This window comes from Corynebacterium auriscanis, assembly GCF_030408435.1.
GTDB classification, from domain to species: Bacteria; Actinomycetota; Actinomycetes; order Mycobacteriales; family Mycobacteriaceae; genus Corynebacterium; species Corynebacterium auriscanis.
Window position 1 is genome coordinate 249,014 of the sequence record NZ_CP047046.1, and the last position, 21,376, is coordinate 270,389.

General features: G+C 58.1%; 15 protein-coding genes and 1 pseudogene. 9 read left to right on the forward strand and 7 right to left on the reverse strand.

Annotated features, from left to right (window positions below; translation table 11 throughout):
• Positions 1-51: 51 nt before the first annotated feature.
• The 3 genes from CAURIC_RS01035 to trmB all read right to left on the reverse strand — a co-directional run bounded on the left by CAURIC_RS01035 (position 52) and on the right by trmB (position 4,340).
• On the reverse strand, positions 52-2,745 hold the full coding sequence (locus CAURIC_RS01035; RefSeq protein ID WP_084588252.1) for an MMPL family transporter: 2,694 nt from the start codon (positions 2,743-2,745) through the stop codon (positions 52-54).
• A gap of 90 nt (positions 2,746-2,835) precedes the next feature.
• Positions 2,836-3,552: an NYN domain-containing protein gene (locus CAURIC_RS01040; RefSeq protein ID WP_035115917.1), complete on the reverse strand. Its 717-nt coding sequence runs from the start codon at positions 3,550-3,552 to the stop codon at positions 2,836-2,838.
• A gap of 32 nt (positions 3,553-3,584) precedes the next feature.
• Positions 3,585-4,340, reverse strand: coding sequence for a tRNA (guanosine(46)-N7)-methyltransferase TrmB (gene trmB, locus CAURIC_RS01045; RefSeq protein ID WP_035115914.1), 756 nt, complete (start codon positions 4,338-4,340; stop codon positions 3,585-3,587).
• Between the two features lie 35 nt (positions 4,341-4,375).
• Here trmB and CAURIC_RS01050 point away from each other — a divergent pair, with 35 nt between their 5' ends.
• The 5 genes from CAURIC_RS01050 to CAURIC_RS01070 all read left to right on the forward strand — a co-directional run bounded on the left by CAURIC_RS01050 (position 4,376) and on the right by CAURIC_RS01070 (position 9,541).
• Positions 4,376-5,260 (forward strand): hypothetical protein, encoded by an 885-nt coding sequence (locus CAURIC_RS01050; protein ID WP_035115911.1) that lies wholly within the window; start codon positions 4,376-4,378, stop codon positions 5,258-5,260.
• Positions 5,261-5,282: 22 nt separating this feature from the next.
• Positions 5,283-6,071: a DUF6802 family protein gene (locus CAURIC_RS01055; protein ID WP_035115908.1), complete on the forward strand. Its 789-nt coding sequence runs from the start codon at positions 5,283-5,285 to the stop codon at positions 6,069-6,071.
• Positions 6,072-6,271: 200 nt separating this feature from the next.
• Positions 6,272-8,095, forward strand: a complete 1,824-nt coding sequence (locus CAURIC_RS01060) for a phosphoenolpyruvate carboxykinase (GTP) (RefSeq protein WP_070433540.1) — start codon at positions 6,272-6,274, stop codon at positions 8,093-8,095.
• A 233-nt stretch (positions 8,096-8,328) separates the two neighbouring features.
• Complete coding sequence (locus CAURIC_RS01065; RefSeq protein WP_052095191.1) at positions 8,329-8,745, forward strand: LGFP repeat-containing protein; 417 nt, start codon at positions 8,329-8,331, stop codon at positions 8,743-8,745.
• A 463-nt stretch (positions 8,746-9,208) separates the two neighbouring features.
• The gene (locus CAURIC_RS01070) at positions 9,209-9,541 is read left to right on the forward strand and encodes a hypothetical protein (RefSeq protein WP_156963592.1); all 333 of its coding nucleotides are present in this window, start codon (positions 9,209-9,211) and stop codon (positions 9,539-9,541) included.
• 242 nt (positions 9,542-9,783) lie between these two features.
• Here CAURIC_RS01070 and ahpF read toward each other — a convergent pair whose 3' ends face one another.
• Complete coding sequence (gene ahpF, locus CAURIC_RS01075; protein ID WP_035115903.1) at positions 9,784-11,364, reverse strand: alkyl hydroperoxide reductase subunit F; 1,581 nt, start codon at positions 11,362-11,364, stop codon at positions 9,784-9,786.
• 295 nt (positions 11,365-11,659) lie between these two features.
• The gene (ahpC, locus tag CAURIC_RS01080) at positions 11,660-12,223 is read right to left on the reverse strand and encodes an alkyl hydroperoxide reductase subunit C (RefSeq protein ID WP_035115900.1); all 564 of its coding nucleotides are present in this window, start codon (positions 12,221-12,223) and stop codon (positions 11,660-11,662) included.
• Positions 12,224-13,049: 826 nt separating this feature from the next.
• Here ahpC and CAURIC_RS01085 point away from each other — a divergent pair.
• Entirely contained in the window at positions 13,050-14,540 is a 1,491-nt protein-coding gene (locus CAURIC_RS01085; protein ID WP_290183023.1) for an APC family permease, read from the forward strand.
• 479 nt (positions 14,541-15,019) lie between these two features.
• A complete protein-coding gene (locus CAURIC_RS01090) occupies positions 15,020-16,531 on the forward strand; it encodes a YeeE/YedE thiosulfate transporter family protein (protein ID WP_035115897.1) in 1,512 nt (503 codons plus the stop codon).
• Between the two features lie 326 nt (positions 16,532-16,857).
• Here CAURIC_RS01090 and CAURIC_RS01095 read toward each other — a convergent pair whose 3' ends face one another.
• Both CAURIC_RS01095 and CAURIC_RS01100 read right to left on the reverse strand, forming a co-directional pair.
• Entirely contained in the window at positions 16,858-18,210 is a 1,353-nt protein-coding gene (locus CAURIC_RS01095; RefSeq protein WP_035114042.1) for an IS256 family transposase, read from the reverse strand.
• A 70-nt stretch (positions 18,211-18,280) separates the two neighbouring features.
• Positions 18,281-19,117: an endonuclease domain-containing protein gene (locus CAURIC_RS01100; RefSeq protein WP_172644058.1), complete on the reverse strand. Its 837-nt coding sequence runs from the start codon at positions 19,115-19,117 to the stop codon at positions 18,281-18,283.
• A 785-nt stretch (positions 19,118-19,902) separates the two neighbouring features.
• Between CAURIC_RS01100 and CAURIC_RS01105 the strand changes: the two genes are divergently transcribed.
• Together CAURIC_RS01105 and CAURIC_RS01110 are read left to right on the forward strand one after the other, a co-directional pair.
• The gene (locus tag CAURIC_RS01105; RefSeq protein WP_201448030.1) at positions 19,903-20,604 is read left to right on the forward strand and encodes a helix-turn-helix domain-containing protein; all 702 of its coding nucleotides are present in this window, start codon (positions 19,903-19,905) and stop codon (positions 20,602-20,604) included.
• Positions 20,605-20,898: 294 nt separating this feature from the next.
• A pseudogene (locus CAURIC_RS01110) lies at positions 20,899-21,357 on the forward strand (IS30 family transposase); the annotation flags it as partial.
• Positions 21,358-21,376: the final 19 nt, after the last annotated feature.

Sequence of the window (21,376 nt, forward strand, 5' to 3'; positions counted from 1 at the left end):
GCTAGCCCGTAGGGTCGGCACGCCGATGGAACCGTCAGCAATGTGCCTACGCTACCGCTTGTCTTTGGGCGCGGGGCGTTGATCCTGTTGGTTATCAGGTTGGGGGAGGGGCCGGCGCTCCAGCTTCGGGTGCTGCGCATTTTCCCGCCCAGCACCGTTCAACGGTGTTTCCTGCCCAGCATCGTCCTGAGTCGTGTCCCCCGCTGCCTCCTGCGCAGCCTTACGCTCTGCCTGTTGCCGCTGCATACGCTCCATCAGCTCGTGGAACGGCAACGTACGCTCATGTCGCTGCACAGGCCGCTCAGGGATACGCGCCGGGGCGGTGGAACGCGCCGCGCGCCGTGCCCCCTCGGTCGTTCCAGCGCTCTCGCGTGGCTGGTCAGCATCTGCCGTTACGTGTTGCTGTGCCTCCTCGGTCGTCCCAGCGCTCTCGCGTGGCTGGTCAGCATCTGCCGTTACGTGTTGCTGTGCCCCCTCGGTCGACCCAGCGCCACTATGTGCGTTGACGGTTCCTGCAGTCACGTATTGCTGTGTTGCCTTCTTTGGTTCGACGCCCCCACGCGCCTCCTCAACCCCAGCACCCGCAGGCTCCGGTTGCAGCGGGTGCGTGCCGGATGTACCGGATAGTTGCTCGTTATGCCCGACCTTTTCGGAGAGCTTCTTGACCCAGGCCGGTGCCCACCAGCTGTCCTCGCGCAAGAGGTGCATCACAGCGGGCACCAGCAGCATGCGGATCACCGTGGCGTCCAAAATAAGGGCGATGACCATGCCGAAGGCGATGTACTTCATCATGACGATGGAGGAGAACCCGAAGGCCCCACACACCACAATCATGATCAGTGCGGCCGCGGTAATGATGGCACCCGTGGTGGCCGTACCGAACCGGATGGCCTCGTTGGTAGAGGCACCGCGTGCGCGGGCTTCCACCATGCGGGAAACCAGGAACACCTCGTAGTCCGTTGACAGGCCGAAGATGATCGCTACGATCAGCACCAAGATCGGGGACATCAATGGCCCGGCTGTGTAGTTAAACAGGTCCGCACCCACTCCGTCCACGAATAGCAAGGTCAGCACACCCAAGGTGGCGCCGGTACCCAGGATGTTCATGATCACGGCCTTGGCGGGGATGATCAGCGAACCAAAGATCAGCGCCATAAGGACAAAGCTGACAACCACGATGTACAACAGCATCCACGGCAGCTTCTCGAACAACGCGGAAATCGATTCGACCTCCAGTGCTGGCGTGCCCGCCACGTACACCTCGGCGCCATCGACCTTGAGGTCCTCTAGCTGGTGAACGATATCGCTGTAATCGTCACGGTCTTTAATGCCCGTGCCCAGCACCGTCACCCCGTCTTTGGTGGGTTGGGTGACTTGGAATGGCGCAGTCAGGCCCTGCAGCTGGTTGGCTTCTTGGAACACCTGGCCCACTGCGGCACCGTCGCCCTTGATGACTAGCTTGATAGGGTCGGTACGGAACTGCGGGAATTCCTGGTCGAAGTGTGATTGCGCTACACGCGTTTCATTATCCGGCGGTAGGTATGTCTCATTGATTCCGCCCAGCTTGATCCCCGCGATCGGCACAGTCAGCGCCAACAGAGCCACGACTACCAGGAACGTCACCTTCTTGGAGTGGCGCATCGCAAACGCGGGCACCTTACCCCAGAATCCATCGACAACCTCATGGCGGCTTTGGGTCTTTCGTCGGATCGACCACTTGTCGATGTTCTTCCCCAGCAGCGCGAAGATGCTGGGCAACACAGCCACACTCAGCAGCGCGGCCAATCCCACCGCGCTCATGGCACCAAAGGCTACGGACTTAAGAAATGCCTGCGGGAAGATCAACAACCCGGATAACGCTACGGCTACCATCGCCGCGGAAAACACTACGGTTTTACCCGCGGTTGCCGTGGTGTTGCGCACGGCTGTGGGAACGTCGTTGCCTTCCGCCAGCTCCTCGCGGAAACGCGACACCATGAACAAGCCGTAATCAATAGCTAGACCCAGGCCCAGCAAGGTCACTACGGACTGAGCGAAGACGTTGATCTGCGTGGCGTCGGCCAAAATAGCGAGCACGCCCATGGAACCCAAAATGGAAAGAACGCCCACCAGCAACGGCATGAAGGCCGCAATCACACCCCCGAAAACCAGCAGCAACAGCACACCCACGGCCGGGAGCGCGTACAGCTCGGCGCGGGAGATATCCTCGGCCATCCCTTTATCCAGCGCCCCGGAAACCGCGGTGGCACCAGCGATTTCTACCTGCACACCCGGTGCTTGAATGTGGTGTAGCTCGTCCTCAATAACGCGGTAGTTCTTCAGCACATCCTCGGCCACTCCCTGCAAACTCACCGAAGTAAACGTGGCTGACCCATCTTCCTTGGCCAATGCGCGCGGGCCGCCGGTGTACACGGAACTGACGGCTGCCACTTGGTCTGGGTGGTCGTCCTTCAGCTTTTTCAGCTGGGCTGCCATTTCTTTTTTGACGCCTTCATCCACCGCAGCCCCCGGCTTGTCACCGGTGACCAAAATGATGACGTCGCTGCGCGCGTCGCGACCGAACACGTCTTGCTCGATCTGTGCGGCACGCGTGGATTGGGAGTGCGGGTCATCCCAGCCCTCTTGGCTCATTCTCTCGCCGAGTTTCAACCCGAAGACGGCGTAGAGCGCAACAATCGCCAAAATGATCACAAAGGGGATAATTCGGCGGAAGCGGTAGGCAACATCGCCCCAAGTGCTAAACACTGTGGGTTCCTTTCCAGTGTTGTGCAGGATAAATCCGGAAGCTACGTCAAGCGTAAACCTCGGAGTGGTACGGGAATAGTTCTCGGAGGGCTAATCCAGCAGTGCTGATAGCGGGCGGAATGGCTGCAGCCATGCACCACCATCCGGCAGATTGTCCAGGTTCACACGAGGCAAGGGTTCGCGGAAAACTCCGGAGATGTCTTCTAGATCGATGAACTCCAGCGAATCGCTACCAAGCGCCCACGTGGTGTGCTCTTGGAATCCCAGGACGGTGACGGGGATTTCCTCGGCTAGTTCTTCGAGGAACTCTTGGAAGTTTTGTCCATCGGCGCTGGCTACCACTACTCCGTCGAGGTTGCCTTGTGCGTGACGCAGGCGGATGTGTTCCAGCATGTCGGGATCCACATCGGAATCCTCCGTCAGCTTGGGCTTGGCGAAAACGGCAAAGCCTACGTTGCGTAGGGCCTCTACCCAGGGGCGAACCAGGTCGGCGCTGCCTTCAGCAATGTTGGTGAAGACGGTGGCTTCGGGTTCAACCGGACCGTCGAACTCCACGGCCAACTCATCGGCGCGTTCCAGTAGCCAGCGACCGACCGCATCGAAACGCGGGCGGTGGGAGGCCGTAGGACGGCTGCCCAGAATGGACCCGAGGCCCATGTCGATATTCGGCGCGTCCCACACCAGCAGCAATCGACCGGTGGAGTGGTCCGAGTTCTCGGCATTGTAGGAACCCCCGGTTCCACCGGAGTAGGTGGGCGCGGTGGTTTCCGCATCGCGCCTTAAGGTGCCTTCTGAAGTGTCAACCATGGTGATCAATCCTTGAGTTTCGCAGCTCACCTTTAGCGCTTGCGCCAGAGGTATTCGCGAATGGTGTGTTCTTTGTCGAGACCCTTGCCCTCGAACTTGGTGATGACCTGGCGGTCGGTGAGCACGGGAACTTCCGCGGGCCAGCCCAGGTACTCCAACTGGGGCTCCGCCTCCACGAGCTCGTCGATCCATTCTGCGTAGTCAGCGTGGTCGGTAGCGATATGCAGTATGCCGCCGGGGCGCAAACGCGAGGCGATGAGGTGTAGCGTGCCCGATTGCACGATGCGCCGTTTGTGGTGCCGGGCCTTGGGCCATGGGTCGGGGAAGTAGATACGTACACCGGCCAAGGATTCCGGCGCGAACATGCGCTGTAGAACCTCCACACCGTCGCCGCGGATCATCCGGATGTTGTCGATTTCTCCGCGCACCACGGAACCCAGTAGTTTCGCCAGTCCTGGCCGGTATAGCTCCACGGCAACGATGTTCGTGTCTTTTTCCAGCGGGGCCATGGCAGCGGTAGAAGTGCCGGTACCGGAGCCGATTTCTACGATCGTATCGGCCTCCCGACCGAACCATTTGGGCAGGTCAATGCGCTCATCGGATAGGACCTTGCCCAGCCGTGGCCAGTTTTCCTCCCACAGTGCTTCTTGGTTGTCGGTTAGGGTGCCCCGGCGGAAACTGAAGTTTCCCAGTCGCGGATAGTCGCGTCCGTCGTTAAAATCAGTTTGGAGTGGGCGACCCGGGGGTAGGTTGCCTAAGTTTTTATCAGAACTATTCATCTCAACCATTGTTGCAGATTGAGGGGAAAAGTGGGGGTAGCCCTATGAAAACGGTATCTGTCATTGGGCCGGATGGGGATCGGGTCCGCTTGGTGGGGGAGCAAATGGAGCGCTGCGCTCGAAGCGTTGCCTCGCCCCATAGAGAGTTTCGCGTGCTGGTGGCTGCTGGGCCGGAGGCGCGGCCCGATTGCGTTGTTGCCGTTGCCGGGCAGCCCACTGCCGAAAACCTCCGGGTAGTGCGGGCGGTGGTCGGCGCCATGGGTGTGGTGGTTTTGTTACTCGACGCCTCGCTGGCCCCCTGGCCCGATATTCCGGGTGCGCTCCGGGTCAATTCGGCGGACGAGGCGGCGCGGGTCGTCCGGAACTTAAGAGTCGATATGAAACGTTGGTTCGCCGATGCTCATCGTGCGGATTCCGAACGTTTGGATCGGGTGCGGATCGCTGTGCGGCTGTCCGGTGGGCGCTTGGCTAAGGAATGCGCGCAGATCGAGGATAGGGATGCAGCCCACGCCACGTTCGTGGCGGGGCTGCGGCATGCCGTGGTGCGGCACGGTGTGCTGTTCCCGAGCGTTGATGTGGCGGTTCCCGAGTTGCCGGTGGCCGCATCGTCCCCCGTCAGTCGGCTGGAGACCTGGCTGCCGCTTGCTGGGGGTTTGGGGGCTGTGGCGATGGGAGCGGGAATCGGGCGGGCGTTCGACCATGTGTTTATTGGTTTGGCGCTGGGCGTATTGGTGGCTGCGGTGGTAGTGGCTCTGCGGTTTAAGCTGCAGCGGGAGCATAGTGCGCGCCGCAGAACGGGGGAAATCCAACAGGCACTGCAGCAGCACTGGGCGGAGCTGATCACGCAGGTGGTGGCGCGCCTGCACATTCCGAGGGTGGCGGAGCAGGTGAGACAACTAGAAAGCAACGGGATCGGAGTAGCACGATGAACGCGGGGAATGGAGTAGCACGATGAATGAGTTTTCTGGGGATTGGGGTGCGCTGGAACCATCTTCTGATTGGCACACGATCGCAGATGTCGCGCGTCAAACAGATCAAGGTTTGTTGGGGCACGGTGTTATCAATCATCTGGGATTGAGTGAAGGGCTAGGTGTGGGCCAAGGCGGGATCCTGGGCACGGGGCCGGACATAGGACTAGGTACAGGGCTGGGGGCAGGAGCGGACTCGGGATTTCTTACTGAGAGGGCCGCCGGACATTTGGGTATGACGATCGGCGAGGAAGAACTGTTGCTACCTGCCGACATAGATACCGATTCGACCACGGTTGCCACCGCTGACGGCATGAGCATCTTTGCCGATACGGATGGGGACGGCCAAATCGACTATGTCTCCAATGTTTCCTTCGATGGGCATTGGTCCGCCTGGCGGTGGCTGGGGGAGGGGGAAGCGAGGGGCGTCGGCCAACCAGAACAGCAAGCCCCTACCACCGATCTAGGGGGCGGGCGGCCGAATGGTGTGGAGGCATTAAATAAAGGTGCGACCAGTGGGCCGGCGCAGATGAAGGGGGATGCGACGCCCGCTGGTTCGGCAGGGAACAGCGATGATGCTGCAGCAGGGGGTCCGGCAGAGCTGGCTGGGGGTGCGACGGCCGCTGGTTCGGCAGGGAACAGCGATGCTGCTGCAGCAGGGGGCGGCGCTGCAGGGCGCGGGGACGGTACGGGGGTGAAAGAGGAGCCTCAGGAGGGGCGAAAGTGGAACATTCGGACATGGAAATGTGTTGATCGGGGGGAATGGGGTTAGGATTATCGGTGACTAAGGGTGACCAATAACACGCCCTTTCGGGAGTAAAACAGGATGTTTGGCCCTTCGAAGCCAGATAGTCTGAATGTATCGGCGCGTAATGCGTTGCGACCATATAGAATGTGCTGTCTATGAGTGCAATCGCCCTAGATTGCTCCGAGCCCGGTACGCGAGAGATTTAAAACGTAGGGAGAGATTCGATGACCATTCGAGGGCTAGTCGGTGAGGCCCCCACGCAAAACCAGGACCTACTGCAGTGGATTGAGGAGAGCGTGGAGTTCTTCCAACCAGAGCGAGTAGTGTTCTGCGACGGTTCCGATGAGGAATGGGATCGGTTGGCTTCCGAGCTCGTGGAACACGGCACCTTGGTAAAGCTGAATGAGGAAAAGCAGCCTAACTCTTTCCTCGCGCGTTCCAACCCGGCCGACGTTGCCCGCGTGGAATCTCGTACCTTCATCTGCTCTAAGAAGGAAGAGGATGCTGGCCCGACGAACAACTGGGTCGATCCCGAGAAGATGCGGGCCGAGATGCGCGAGCACTTCTCCGGGTCCATGCGCGGACGCACCATGTACGTCGTGCCTTTCTGCATGGGACCAATTTCAGATCCGCAGCCCAAGCTTGGTGTGGAGCTGACGGATTCCGCATACGTTGTGATGTCCATGCGCATCATGACCCGCATGGGCGCAGAGGCTTTGGCGAAGATCGACGCTACCGGTGACTTTGTTAAAGGCTGGCACTCCGTGGGTGCTCCGCTGGAAGAGGGGCAAGAAGATACAGCGTGGCCTTGCAATGACACGAAGTACATCACCCACTTCCCTGAGGACCGTGAGATCTGGTCCTACGGTTCGGGTTACGGCGGAAACGCCATCCTGGCGAAAAAGTGCTACGCGCTACGAATCGCCTCCGCGATGGCGCGCGATGAGGGCTGGATGGCCGAGCACATGCTGATCCTGAAGCTGATCAGTCCCGAAGATAAGGCGTACTACATCTGTGCTGCGTTCCCATCTGCGTGTGGCAAGACCAACCTGGCCATGATCCAGCCGACCATCCCGGGGTGGCGCGCGGAGGTCGTTGGTGACGACATCGCGTGGCTACGCTTCGGCGAAGATGGTCGCCTGTATGCCGTGAACCCAGAAAACGGCTTCTTCGGTGTTGCTCCTGGCACGAACTACAGCTCCAACCCGGTTGCTATGAAGACCTTGGAACCAGGCAATAACCTGTACACGAACGTTGGTCTCACCGACGAAGGTAGCGTGTGGTGGGAATCCCTGGAGAACAAGCCAGAGCACCTGACCGACTGGCTGGGTAATGAATGGACTGCCGATGGTGAAGGCGTTGCCGCTCACCCGAACTCCCGTTATTGCACCCCAATCTCCCAGTGCCCAACCGCGGCACCGGAGTACGACGATCACAAGGGTGTTCCTGTTTCCGCCATTCTGTTTGGTGGACGCCGCGCGGATACCGTGCCACTGGTGACCCAGGCCCGCGATTGGAACCACGCAACGTTCATCGGTGCCACCATGGCTTCGGGTCAGACTGCCGCTGCGGCTGAAGCCGCGGTTGGTTCCCTGCGCCACGACCCAATGGCCATGCTGCCATTCATCGGTTACAACGTCGGTGATTACCTGCAGCACTGGATCGACATGGGTGAAAAGGGCGGCGACAAGATGCCTGAGGTATTCCTTGTCAACTGGTTCCGTCGCGGTGAGGACGGACGCTTCCTGTGGCCGGGCTTCGGCGAGAATTCCCGTGTCCTGAAGTGGATCGTTGACCGCATCGAGGGGCGCGTGGAAGCTGACGAGACCGTTGTTGGCTACACCGCACGCTACGAGGACATCGATACCGACGGTCTGAAGGAGACCGAGGAGGATATCCGCGAGGCGCTGAAGGTTGATCCAGCAGACTGGGACCGCGACCTAGCTGACAACGAAGAATGGTTGAAGTTCCTGGGCCCGAAGGTTCCGCAGGAAGTGTGGGACGAATTCAATGGCCTGAAGGAGCGTATCGCTGCGGCCCAGAAGTAGCACGAAGCGGGGGTTTGACCTAGCGGGGTGGCCCGCTGCTCGGAACCGCTCCCCGCGTCGGACTGTCCCGACGCGGGGCTCCCAGCGAAGTTCTCATTCATCTTTTGCGTGAGGGCTTCCGTGGAATGATTTTCGCCCTAGGCGGGCATTGCGGTGGTTTCGGTCTGGTTCGGTACCGCCGAACGATCCGAGTGTGATGGGGGCGCACCGAGTGTGCCGACGATGGATTCGCTTTGCCGGACGGCGTCGGCCGGAAACAGTCCTTCTCAAAGGGACATATCTATGGATCACTTGCTGGTCTAGCAGCTATCAAGGGTGCAATCTTCGATAAATGGCTTGAGACAGGTGCCGAACAAGGACAAATGCTCAGCTACCCAATCGAGGATGAGACATCAATTCCAGATGGAATTGGAAAATTCAGCAAGTTTGTCTGGGGTTTTATCTACTGGTCTCCAGCAACCGGAGCCCGCCCTATCTATGGTCCAGTTCTGTTTGAGTGGGCAAATAGCGGTTTCGAAAAAGGAAAATACGGGTATCCAACCGCAGACATCAAAGCGACTAAAGACGGAGGGGATTTGCAGTATTTTCAGCGAGGGCTTATCCGTTCTCCTAGGACATACCTTAAGATAAGGTATAACATTTACTCTTAAGTCAGAAGCTACGCCATTGTTTGGAGTAGCTCTTCTACCCTGCACAATGCCTACACGAATGACCCCCGAGGCGGAAGGGATTGGGGAGGATGTCGAAAGTACCTACTCCGATAGTCACACTATTTCCTGAAGAAGGGATGGATTGGGGACTATGGTCAGGAAGGGATGACATACAGCGCGAGCGTGAAGACGATTTCCTTCAACCATCTGACCTACAACTCAGCATTGGCCTGATCGGAAGCTTAAAGTGCTGGAACCGCACTTGGATCGAAAACTATGGCTATGGTGTTGGAACGTCGTTTGTTCCTTGGTGGAGAGAGGGCTTTGACATCAACGGCTGGCTACAAGAAGGGCTGTGGATTGCAAGTCAGTTAGAAGCAGAGGCTGATGTCACTGTCGATAGAAGATTCGCGCACTACCTGCACCGCCCCATCCCCCTAGTCCCGACAAATAGGACATTCTCATGAAACATACCTACGTAATCATCTACCCCGACAATGCAAGACCCTCGGCAATTTGGGGAGTAGATGAAGCGGAAGAGAAGGCATTCTGTTCGGCAGCCCACAAAGCTTTAAGAAGCTCACCCCATACTTTCGATGGATGGATCAGCGAATGGCGGGAAAATTTTCAAAGCAACGGCAGAGTTGGTGTCGCTCAGCGGTGGAACAGCGGTTTTGATCCCCTCCAATGGATTGCTGACGGGGAAAGGCTTTTCTCTCTTATTGAAGCCAACACGAACTACCGCATAGTGCGAGCTTTTAAGGCCTACGCCCGTAATCCCAAAACAGTTGGATAAGAATAAAGCTACGAAACCTCTCGCTTCCGGCGCTGTTTTGCTATCACCCCTGTCCGCTAGGTTACATGGGTTACATGGGTTACATGGTGGAACGAATCACGGTTCCACCAGAGTCTGTGCTAACGTACGCCGGCTGACGTTGAAGCCGAGTGTTGGGAACACCACCACAGTCGAGAAATACTGGAAATCTAGGCAAATGCCTGAGAACAAAACCCGGGACAGTTCACCTGGAGAAGTACGGGTTACTTCTTGCCGCCCGTGACGGAGTACTCCCACGCACCCAGACCTGCGGTTGCACCTGCGCCCTGAGCTACCACGATCTGCTTGAACGGGATCGCGGTGCAGTCACCGGCTGCGTACACACCGGGGATGCTGGTGGCGTTGTGGTCGTCCACGACAATTTCGCCCGGACCGGAGGTCTCAATACCCGAGCCCTCCAGCCACTTCGTGTTCGGCAGCAGGCCGATCTGAACAAACACTCCGGCCAGGTCCAGAGTCTTCTCCTCGTCCGTAGCACGGTCGGTGTACTTCAGGCCGGTCACGCTCTTGTCGTCACCCACGATCTCCGTGGTGGCGGCATTGGTGATGACATCGACGTTGGACATGGATTCGATCTTGTCCATGAGCACATCGTCGGCCCGGCACTGCTCGCCGAACTCCAAGACGGTGACGTGCTTAACGATGCCGGCCAAGTCGATGGCGGCCTCAATGCCCGAGTTGCCGCCACCCACGACAGCAATGTCCTTGCCCTTGAACAGCGGACCGTCGCAGTGAGGGCAGAAGGTAACGCCCTTGTTGCGGTACTCAGATTCACCAGGAACGTTCAGCAGGCGCCAGTTTGCGCCCGTGGCAATAACGACCTGGCGGGCCTTCAGGGTGGCGTCGTCCCCAAAGTGCACAGAGTGCAGCCCACCGGCTTCGGCAGCAGGTGTAAAGCCCGTGGCCTCCTGGGCCTTGATCACGTCGATGTTGTACTCGTTGACGTGCTCCTCAAGGGCGGCGGCGAACTTCGGGCCCTCCGTGTACTTGACGGAAATGAAGTTCTCGATGGACATGGTGTCCAGCACCTGGCCACCAAAGCGGTCGCCAACCAAGCCAACGTTCATGCCCTTACGCGCAACGTAAATGGCGGCGGACACTCCGGCTGGACCCTGGCCGACAACAAGGACATCGAACTCGCCCTTCTCGTTCAGCTTCTTCGCATCACGGGCGGCTGCACCGGAATCTAGCTTACGGACGAAGTCAGCGATATCCGTGCGCCCGGAAACGAACTCCTCACCATTGAGGAACACGGTAGGCACAGCCTGAACGCCCTTGTCGTTGACCTCATCCTGGAACAGGGATCCTTCTACGGCGGTGTGCTTGATCCGTGGGTTGATTACAGACATCGCGTTCAGTGCCTGCACAACCGTCGGGCAGTTCTGGCAGGACAGGGACATGTAGGTGACGAACTCATAGTCACCGTCCAGGCCCTTCACTGCGTCGATGAGCTCTTGGTCTTCCTTAATGGGGTTGCCACCGACCTGCAGCAGGGCCAGCACGAGGGAGCTGAACTCGTGGCCCATGGGGATACCGGAGAAGGTCACGCCGGTATCAGTGCCCTTGCGGGAGATCGTGAAGGAAGGCTTGCGCTCGTGTGCATCGGCATCTTCCCGGGCGCTGACCTTGTCGGACAGCGCAGCAATGTCGTCGAGCAGTTGCTTAAGATCCGCGGAGGCATCGCGGTCGTCGAGGGAGTAGATCAGTTCTACTTCTTCGGTAATGCGTGGCATCAACTGTGCCAGCTGTTTGGTGAGGTTCTCGTCGAGAAGCTTCTTAGCCATGGGGGCTCTCCTTTGGGGATTACAGTTAGTCGGGGAGGGGGGTAATGGGAATTAGTTTTTAGTCAAAGTGCTGCATGCGGTGGTGCGATCGGCTGCATGCGGTGGTGGCGCAGGCGCGATCGCCGGCACGTGGTGTGGCGATCGCCGGCAAGTGGTGTGAAAACCATAGAAGGGGGCGAGCGAGCAGCCGCCCACTCGCCCCTTTCGTGCTAAGAGGTTGCTCCCGCATGCGCGACATCGAAGCCAGCACGCCTAGATTGAATGTCCAGGCCAGGGGAGCGAGAGGTAGAACTATTTAGATCTTGCCAACCAGATCGATGCCTGGGGTCAAGGTGTCCTCGCCCTCTTCCCACTTCGCAGGGCAAACCTCGCCTGGGTGAGCGGCAACGTACTGAGCGGCCTTAACCTTGCGCAGCAGCTCTGCAGCGGAACGGCCGATACCCTCGGCGGTCTGCTCGATGTACTGGATCTTGCCCTCGGGGTCGACCAGGAAGGTAGCACGGTCAGCCTGACCAGCGCCTGGGCGCATGTTGTCGAAGTTGTTGGTCAGCTCACCGGTGGAGTCGCCCAGCATGTAGTACTGAACCTTGCCAACCTGCTCGGACTCTGCGTGCCAAGCCTTGTGTACGAAGTGGCTGTCGGTGGATACAGAGTAAACCTCCACGCCCAGCTGCTTGAGCTCCTCGTAGTGCTCAGCCAAGTCGCCCAGCTCCGTTGGGCAAACGAAGGTGAAGTCGCCTGGGTAGAAGAAGAAGATGGACCACTTGCCCAGGACGTCGTCCTTGGATACTTCGGTGAATTCACCGTTGTAGAACGCAGGGTTCTTGAAATCTAGAATCTCGGTGTTGATGAGGGACATACTGAGTCTCCTTAGGGGCTTGGGGTCGATTGTCTTGAGAGCCAGTGAATTATCACTGCCTCACAAAGCCTACTTGCTTTTGTGGCGGCGGCTCGGTGCGCTGTTGCACCTTTTGGGACGACGCCACGCTCGGCCGTAGCCACGATCGTATCGCGGTTCATCACTCATTATAGCCACATCCTTGCGGAAGTCAAAGATTCATAAGTTTGAATTAATGAAGGGTTATCGATCGTTATTGCGAGGCATTATCAATGCAGGGAAGTGGGTGTGGACGTGCTTTAAAAGTCCGGGGAGGGGCCTGAAGGGTGGGGTGATGGAAGGGGGTGGTGAGGTCCTTGTTCGCTTTATTGTTTTCTGCGCCCTGAGGATGTGGGGGGTGTGGTGAAGGGGCGAAGGTGGCGAGCGTCCCGCTAATCGGTGGATGCTTTAGTGGTTTCTGCACGGTGGGGATGTGAGGGTGTGATGAAGGGGCGAAGGTGGCGAGCGTCCCGCTAATCGGTGCGCGCTTTATAGCTTTCCGAACCCGGGGGATGTGGGATGTGGGATGTGGTGAAGGAATGAAGGTGGCGAGCGTCCAGGTAATCGGTGCGCACTTTATTGCTTTCCGTACCCGGGGGATGTGGGGGGTGTGGTGATTTGTTGCGCTTGAGGGGGAAACTGCGAAAGATATTGAAATTTTCTGCGCCGCAGACGATTGTCTCAGGAAGAAGATATTACGAATAATTTATCCGAATTGGTTTTGTTGCGTTGCAGGAGTAGTTTTTCACACGACAACTTCAGCTGGCGCATCTAGAGGATCGCTGGCCCGAACAAAGGCACCACTCTCATGTCCTCACCAACTAACTCGGGGCTGTTCCGCACGAAAACCGTGGAGCAATCTATTTCCGAAACTCAGGAAGAAGGGTTTCGTCTGAAGCGCGAGCTGCGAACCCTGGACCTTATTGTTTTCGGAGTGTCCGTCGTGATCGGCGCGGGCATTTTCACGATGACAGCGCAAGTAGCCGGCGATATGGCCGGGCCATCGGTGGCTATCGCCTTCGTCCTGGCTGCGGTTACTTGTGGGCTGGCTGCGTTTTGCTACGCAGAATTTGCATCGACGGTTCCCGTAGCGGGTTCGGCGTATACATTCAGTTTCGCCACTTTTGGTGAGCTGATCGCATGGATTATCGGCTGGGACTTGGTTCTGGAGTTTTTTGTTGCTGCTGCGGTAGTGGCGAAGGCATGGTCGTCCTATGCGGGTGGCCTGATGGGATCTGAAGACTTCACCCTGTTGAAGGTCGGGGGTCTGACTATTGATTGGGGTGCGGCACTGTTGGTGCTGGTGCTTGGTGCATTGCTGGCACGCGGTACAAAGCTGTCTTCGCGTGTGAGTGCTGTCATTACCGCAATCAAACTAGGGGTTGTCCTGTTTGTCATCGTGGTGGGCGCATTTCATATCAAGGCGGAAAACTACAGGCCGTTCATCCCGCCGGCACAGCAGAATGTGTCCGGTTCTGGTGAAGGGTTGAAGCAAACGCTGTTTAGCTGGACTACGGGGGCGGATGGTTCCGCTTATGGGCTGTTCGGTGTCTTTGCGGCGGCTTCCCTGGTGTTCTTTGCCTTCGTTGGTTTTGATGTGGTGGCTTCCGCTGCGGAAGAGACGCGCAATCCACAAAAGGCAATGCCTCGGGGCATCCTCATCACTTTGGTTATCGTGACAGTTTTGTACGTTGCAGTGGCGCTCGTGCTGACAGGCATGGTGAAGTACACCGAGCTCTCCACGCCAGAAGATGGGCATTCCCGTACGTTGGCAACCGCTTTTGCTGCCAACGGTATTGAATGGGCTGGGACGATCATCAATGTAGGTGCTATTGCCGGCTTGACCACTGTGGTGATGGTGATGATGCTGGGGCAGACCCGTGTGGCGTTTGCGATGTCCCGTGATGGGTTGCTGCCACGGAGTTTGGCGAAGACCTCCAAGCATGGAACGCCATCGCGTATCACGTGGATCACCACTATTGCGATCGCGCTACTCGCAGCAGTGGCACCCGCTGGTGACCTAGGGGAGATGGTGAATATCGGCACGCTGTTCGCGTTCCTGCTAGTAGCTCTCGGAATTCCTGTGTTGCGTAAGCGCTACCCAGGTGCGGCAAGCTTCAAGACTCCCATGGTTCCCTTTGTCCCGATTCTCTCTGCGATCTTCACGTTGTGGCTCATGGCAAATCTGTCTATCGAAACGTGGATTCGATTCCTTGTGTGGATGGCTCTGGGGTCTGCGGTTTACTTCCTCTATTCGCGCAAGCATTCTGTGCTCGCTCAGGCTGAAGGGGTTGAGTAGAAAGGGGGGCGGGCGTGAGCGGGGCGGTGCCATGGGGGCCTGCGCTCGCTCAGGCTGAAGGGGTTGAGTAGAAAGAGGGCAGACGTGAGCGGGGTAGTGCCACGGGAAGCCTGCGCTCGCTCAGGCTGAAGGGGTTGGGTAGAAAGGGGGCGGACGTGAGCGGGGTAGTGCCATGGGGGCCTGCGCTCGCTCAGGCTGAAGGGGGTGAGTAGAAAGAGGGCAGACGTGAGCTGGGCGGGGTTGCGGGAACAGTGAGTTCATTTTGTTTGCAGGATGGATGAATAGACAGTCTGCCTTTTGCTAGTGGGGCGGGTTTATAGACAGCTCGGTCTAGAAAAAGTAGACAGAACGGTTCAATCGGGTCTAGGGTGTACGTCACGAACCCTTCCGGCTCCTCATTAGTGATGCTGAAAGGAAATCCCCACAGGTACGTCCGACGGTGGGGCAAAAACCCGACAACGTGTGAACGGAAAATGCTCATGATTATTACAGGCCTGGCTCTTGGCTCTGCGCTCGGTTACGTGATGCAGCGTGGACGCTTCTGCGTTACCGGCATGATCCGAGATATCTTCCTCAATAAGACCTGGCGTGGCTTTACCGCGCTGCTTATCGTTATTGCAGTGCATGCCGTAGGGCTGGCAGCACTGACGTCCGCGGGAATGATCACGCCGGATTATAAACAATTCGCGCCCGCAGCCGTCGTGCTGGGTGGTCTGCTGTTCGGAGCAGGCATCGTACTGGCCGGCGGATGCGCCTCCGGCACGTGGTACCGCTCCGCGGAAGGGCTTGTGGGATCGTGGCTGGCGCTACTGTTTTACGGTGGCAGTGCGGCAGCGATGAAGGGCGGTGCGCTGAACTGGCTCAACGAGGGCCTGAGCAGCTGGAAGCTACCCATCACCACTATTCACGGATCGCTGGGAATATCCGTCTGGTGGCTAGTAATCCCGTTTGTCATCGGTGTTGCACTGCTGACTCGCCACTTCCTTGTGCAGGAAGCACAGGCACCCAAGATGGCAACGTTGAAGCCTAAGAAAACCGGATTGGCGCACCTACTGACTGAAAAGCCATGGCACTTCTACCCAACAGCGGCGATTATCGGCGTGCTGGGCGTAATTGCCTGGCCACTGTCCGCTGCGACTGGCCGCAACGACGGCCTGGGTATCACCAGCCCTTCTTCGAATTTGACCAAGTTCGTCATTAGTGGTGCCGACAAAGTGGACTGGGGTGTCATGCTGGTGTTGGGTCTACTGATCGGTGCATTCATTGCTGCTAAGCTGTCCGGAGAATTCCGTCTGCGCGTGCCTTCCCCCACGCAGGCCGTGCGCTCCGTTATCGGTGGCATCTTCATGGGCGTAGGTGCATCCGCCGCCGGCGGATGCACCGTGGGCAACGGTATGGTTCAGACCTCGCTGTTTAGCTACCAAGGTTGGGTTGCGCTGCTGTTCATCGCGATCGGCATTGGAGTGGCCGCCAAGCTGTGGCTGAAGCCAACCGAGGCTGTTCCGGGTCAGTCCCAAAATAAACTGCAGGGTACGCAGCCCATCGTGCAGCAAATCGACCAGCACGATGTTTCCCCACGTTCCGCATTTACCCGCAAGAATTCTGCCGAAGGCAGCGAAAATGATGCTGACCAGTGGCAGGCGGGGAGTGCCCAGTTGGGATTCCAAACCGCAGGAACTGCGCTGTTAGAGCGCAAGGATGCTGCTCAGCGGAGCGTGGCGTCGGATAAAAAGAACCAGGTCGCCGGTCTACGACAAGTAGGCGAGCACACCTATGCGCTTGATACCCTCGGCGCCGTCTGCCCCTTCCCGCTGGTGGATGCGAAGACGGTCATGGAGGATCTGGAGGTCGGCGATAGTTTGCAGATCGGCTTTGACTGCACGCAGGCTACCGACGCGATTCCGCGGTGGGCGGCCGCCGATGGGCACGAGGTGACGAACTTTGAACAGACCTCGGACGCGGGTTGGACGATTACGGTCAAGAAGGGTTAACGCGGGCAGAAAGACGAATGTGCACCAGAAGTCCAACAAAAATGCGTTATTTTGTCGGAGTTCTGCTGCACATTTTGCGAATGAGGGTGGGGTGGGGCTGCGTTTCGGTGGGGGTGCGTTGCGACCCGCCGGCTGCGCTGCGACCCGCCGGCTGGGCTGCGTTTCGGTGGGGTGCGTTGCGACCCGCCGGTTGCGCTGCGTTTCGGTGGGGTGCGACCCGCCGGCTGGGTGGTGATCCGCTGGGTGACCCGCCGGCTGGGCTGCGCCCCTATCCCTGAGCTGCGCGGCGGGGCGTGTCAAGTTTTTTGTGTGTGGAGGTTTGTTTTCTAGATGTATGGGGCGAATCGGTCGGGGTAGGCGACGATCATTTGGTTGAGTGCTTCCATCCAGCCGACGGTTGTTCTCCCTTCGATTATGCGTCCTGATTTATCTGGTTTCGGTGCCCCTTTCGCTTTCTTTGCACGCTTGAGTGCTCGCTTGTCTTCGATCGTGCAGATCGTCAACCACAGTGCTTTTACTGCAGCGATATCGTTGGGGAACTGGATGCGATTGCGGGTGGCTTTACGCAGTTCACTATTGAGTGATTCGATCGCGTTGGTCGTGTAGACCATTTTCCGCACCTGCGGGGTGAACTGCAGAAACGGTACAAACCTCTCCCAGGCGCGTTCCCATACCAAGACAGATTGTGGGTATTTCTTACCGAGTTCACTGTCAGCAAACCGGTTAAGCGCGCTGCGTGCTTCGGTCTCATTGACTGCCGTGTAGACCTCTTTTAGCGCGGCGGAGACGGCTTTGCGGTCACCGTAAGCGACGTATTTGTTGGCGTTACGGATCAGATGCACCACACAGGTCTGCACGAGTGAATGCGGCCAGGTTGCTTCAATGGCTTCCGGCAGACCTTTAAGTCCGTCACAGGCAACGATGAAGACGTCTTCGATTCCGCGGTTGGCTAGTTCTGCGCATACCCCTGACCAAAACGATGCACCCTCATTGGCGGCAACCCAGATGCCGAGGATGTGTTTGATTCCGTCGAGGTCAATGCCTACAGCAATGTGGGCCGCTTTGTTGACGACTCTGCCACCGTCGCGGACGTTGATGCGGATGGCATCCAAAAACATGATGGGATAAAACGCATCCAGCTTGCGGTGCTGCCACTGCATGACGGCATCCAGCACCGAATCGGTGACGTTGCTGATCGTCTCATGGGACATATCCACCCCATAGGAGGTGTGAATATGGTGCTGGATATCCCTAATCGTCATGCCGCCGGCATACAAGGACACGATCATGTCATCCAGCTCTGTAATCCGACGGGCGCCTTTGGGAACCATTCGCGGGATAAACGAACCATCACGATCACGGGGAATGTCAATCTCGATCGGCCCGTAGTTCGTATCGACTGTTTTTGAATAACTACCATTGCGATGGTTTGTCTGCCCCGCAGCGGCCTTTGCCGTACGGTCACCGGATTCATAACCCAGGTGCGCCTCCATTTCAGCGGCCAGGCCGCTGTTGATCGATGACTGCAGCACCCCGCGGACAAGCGCGTTGATGTCGCCATCGGCAGCCTGGGCTAGCTCACCTATCAGTTTCGATAATTCCGGGCTCGCCATGATCCTGTTGGAAACAGCCTTAACCTGATCAGCGTTCTGATGTTTCTTCGGAGACATAGTTGTCATAATGGTTCATCCTTCAGACTATGTGGTGGAACCCCCCACACAAACCATCTGACACCCTCGCGCGGCGACCCTATCCCTGAGCTGCATTCCCCAACCTAGCTGCTCGGGCAACGCTATCGACGATACTCACCGGATCGCGCAGATCCCACTTCGTGAAACGCAGCACATGAATCCCCTGACTCCGCAGGTCGCGGTCAACGCGGGCGTCAATATGTCGCTGCTGGGGATCATCGTGGTGGTCGCCGTCATAGAACACCGCGATCCGCGCCGAAGGGCTCCACAAATCTGCCGTCGCGACCGGGAGATCCGGGTAGCTCGAGTCCATCATCACGACCTGCGGTCTCAGGTCCGGCAGTACCGACCGCAGCAGTAGCCGTAGCAATGATTCAATCGGTGAATCTGCCAGTGGTGTGGATAGTTCAACCAGCTTGACCACCCGCTTTCGGTTCACCTGCCCGGCCGCAAAAACATCAGACGCGTCGAGGGCATCATGCGGCAGAAACCGTCGCACCGCGTCTAAGAGCTGCACCGCGCGGATCTCTACTGAACTCAAACCCAGCTTGCCCTCGAGCCAGCGTAAATCGGGCAGCCACCACTTGGCGTTCTGCGTCAGTACGTCGCGTAGCGCCTGCGATACCGCGATTCCTCCTGTAGCACACTGCGTTTCCGCTGGTAGATCGTGGAATTCAGCGCGCCAATCCGCGCGCACTGCGCATTTCCAGCCGCATCTACTGACCACGATGTGGGGTTGGTAGAGGGTCCGAGGCTTCCTTCCGCCAGCTGCAGCGAGGATCTGCACCGGCATATCGTTGACCCAGTACGGTAGCCCAAGGATCCGCAGCGCCGCCCATCCTGTGAATGTGACCTGCGGATTCTCCAACGCTCGGGCACGAATCCGCGAGATCATGTGGTGCCGGTATGTAAACCCCATGTGGTTGTGTCGCCCACCGAACCTCAGCTCTTGCGCGGGGCGCTCACTCGCTGCGGGAAGATACGCCGTCCGTGAGACCCGCGAAAACCGCCCGTTGAATCCCCGCACGGTGAGTCGTTGCCTCTCTTTCTCGACGCCATGAGCCGCGATCCCCCGCTCTACCTCGGGGTGATATCGGTTGAGTGGGTGGTGTTCTTGAAGAATCGCCGAGCGAGTGTCTGGCCAGGGGAGATGCGATTCCCGCTGTAGAATGACCTGTCCGAGTCCCTTGTTTCGCTCCACGGTTGTCCCCCTTGTTGTGCGGTGCTTGCGCCTGTTGGATTCCGTGGTGTTTGCGCCGCTGTCGGTGTCTAGTTGTTTTCCCCTTCTTTACATTATGCGGGATAGTCGGGATAGTGTCATGAATTTCGCGGTGCTTGCCTCGTGGGGTTGTCTCGTTATTTCTTTCGGCGGTTGCCCTGCTGGATTCTGCGGTGCTTGCCTCGTAGGGTTGTCTCGTTGTTTCTTTCGGCGGTTGCCCTGCTGGATTCTGCGGTGCTTGCCTCGTAGGGTTGTCTCGTTGTTTCTTTCGGCGGTTGCCCTGCTGGATTCTGCGGTGCTTGCCTCGTAGGGTTGTCTCCCGCTTTGGTTGCAATCTGTCTGAACAGCACTCCCTGCCGTTTTTCACGCCCCAAAAGACGAATGTGCAGCAGAACTCCAACAAGAACGCGTGGTGGGGTCTAGTGGTGAATGCAACACCCTGATTTGTTCATGAGGTGTTGATGATGTCCTACACTCCCGATCCTGCTGTTGTTGCTGCTTTCGACCTGATCGCGAACCACCGCTACAGCGCACTGCACGCAGCCCAAGCCACCGGCTGTACCGACCGTGCGTTGCGGGACTACATCACAAGCCAAGGTGCGCGCCTTGCGCGGGGACGTGGTGGTGGTCTTGCCACCCACAAGACAACCACCCAGATGATGGTCATGTTCTTAGCATGTGCTGGGCGAAGTGATCACGATATTGCCGCCAGAACTGGTGTCCACCCAGTTACCGTGTACCGGTGGGTACATAATTCTGTCATGCCTGTGTCCCGCCCGTCGGTATCGTCGACAAGTAACCGTGATCAACCCATTGTGTTGTCAGTAGACCCCGTGGTGGTGAATTATCAGCCAGCGACGGTCAAAGTCGGCCGGGGTATGCGCTTAACCGCGTTCGACCGGGTGTACATCAAGTTTTGCCTAGATCAGAGTTATTCCATCCGCCGCACCGCCCGACAACTCGGCAGGCATCCCAGCGTGATCAGCCGCGAGGTCACCCGCAACAGTATCGACGGGGTGTATCACCCACTGATAGCCCAGCAACGCAGCATCGATGCAGCCAAACGCCCGAAACCGCGAAAACTTGATGCTCATACCACGTTACGACGTATCGTCATTCGACTGCTTGAACCGGCAGGTCTCACCGAAACGTATCGTAGCTAGGCTGAAACGTTTATCCGGCATTCATCAGGAGTTGACCTTGTCACACGAAACGATGTACCAAGCCCTCTACGTCCAAGCAGCTGGTGGGCTACGCCATGAGTTAACCGTCGACTACGCCCTTTCGATCAGGTCGCACAGGACGACGACCCCGCTCGAAGCTACCGACTCGCGGGCGCGGGGCGAAACCATGGGTTCATGGCGCGACAATACTCCACCCGCCCACCACACGCTGCTGACCGGGCGGTGCCAGGGCATTGGGAAGGTGACCTCGTGTGAGGCGCTCAGGGTGGAAAGCACGCGATCATCACCTTGATAGAACGGCATAGCCGGTTGTTCATGGCCAGGTTGTTAACCACCGATCACACGTCCCAGACCGTGGTCACCGCGTTGAAAGACATGCTCGGGCAGATCAACCAGATGGCTATCGCCCCAGACCGTCGCGTCCAGACCCTGACCTGGGATCAGGGCGCGGAAATGGCTGCCAGTGGTCAGCTGGCCGAACATTTTGAGGGGTTGAAGCTCTACTTCTGCGATCCGCACTCCCCATGGCAGCGGCCGAGTAACGAGAATATTAATGCCGAGCTACGCCGATTCATTCCGAAAGGCACCGATCTTGCCACGGTGACCCATGAGCAACTCCAGGAATATGAAGACCTGATCAACGACACTCCACGGGTGGTGCTAGATGGGCTGACCCCGAGGGAAGTATTCTTTAACCTCGATCCATCCGAAGATGTTGCATTCACCGCCTGACCCTTCCGCGTTATTCTGT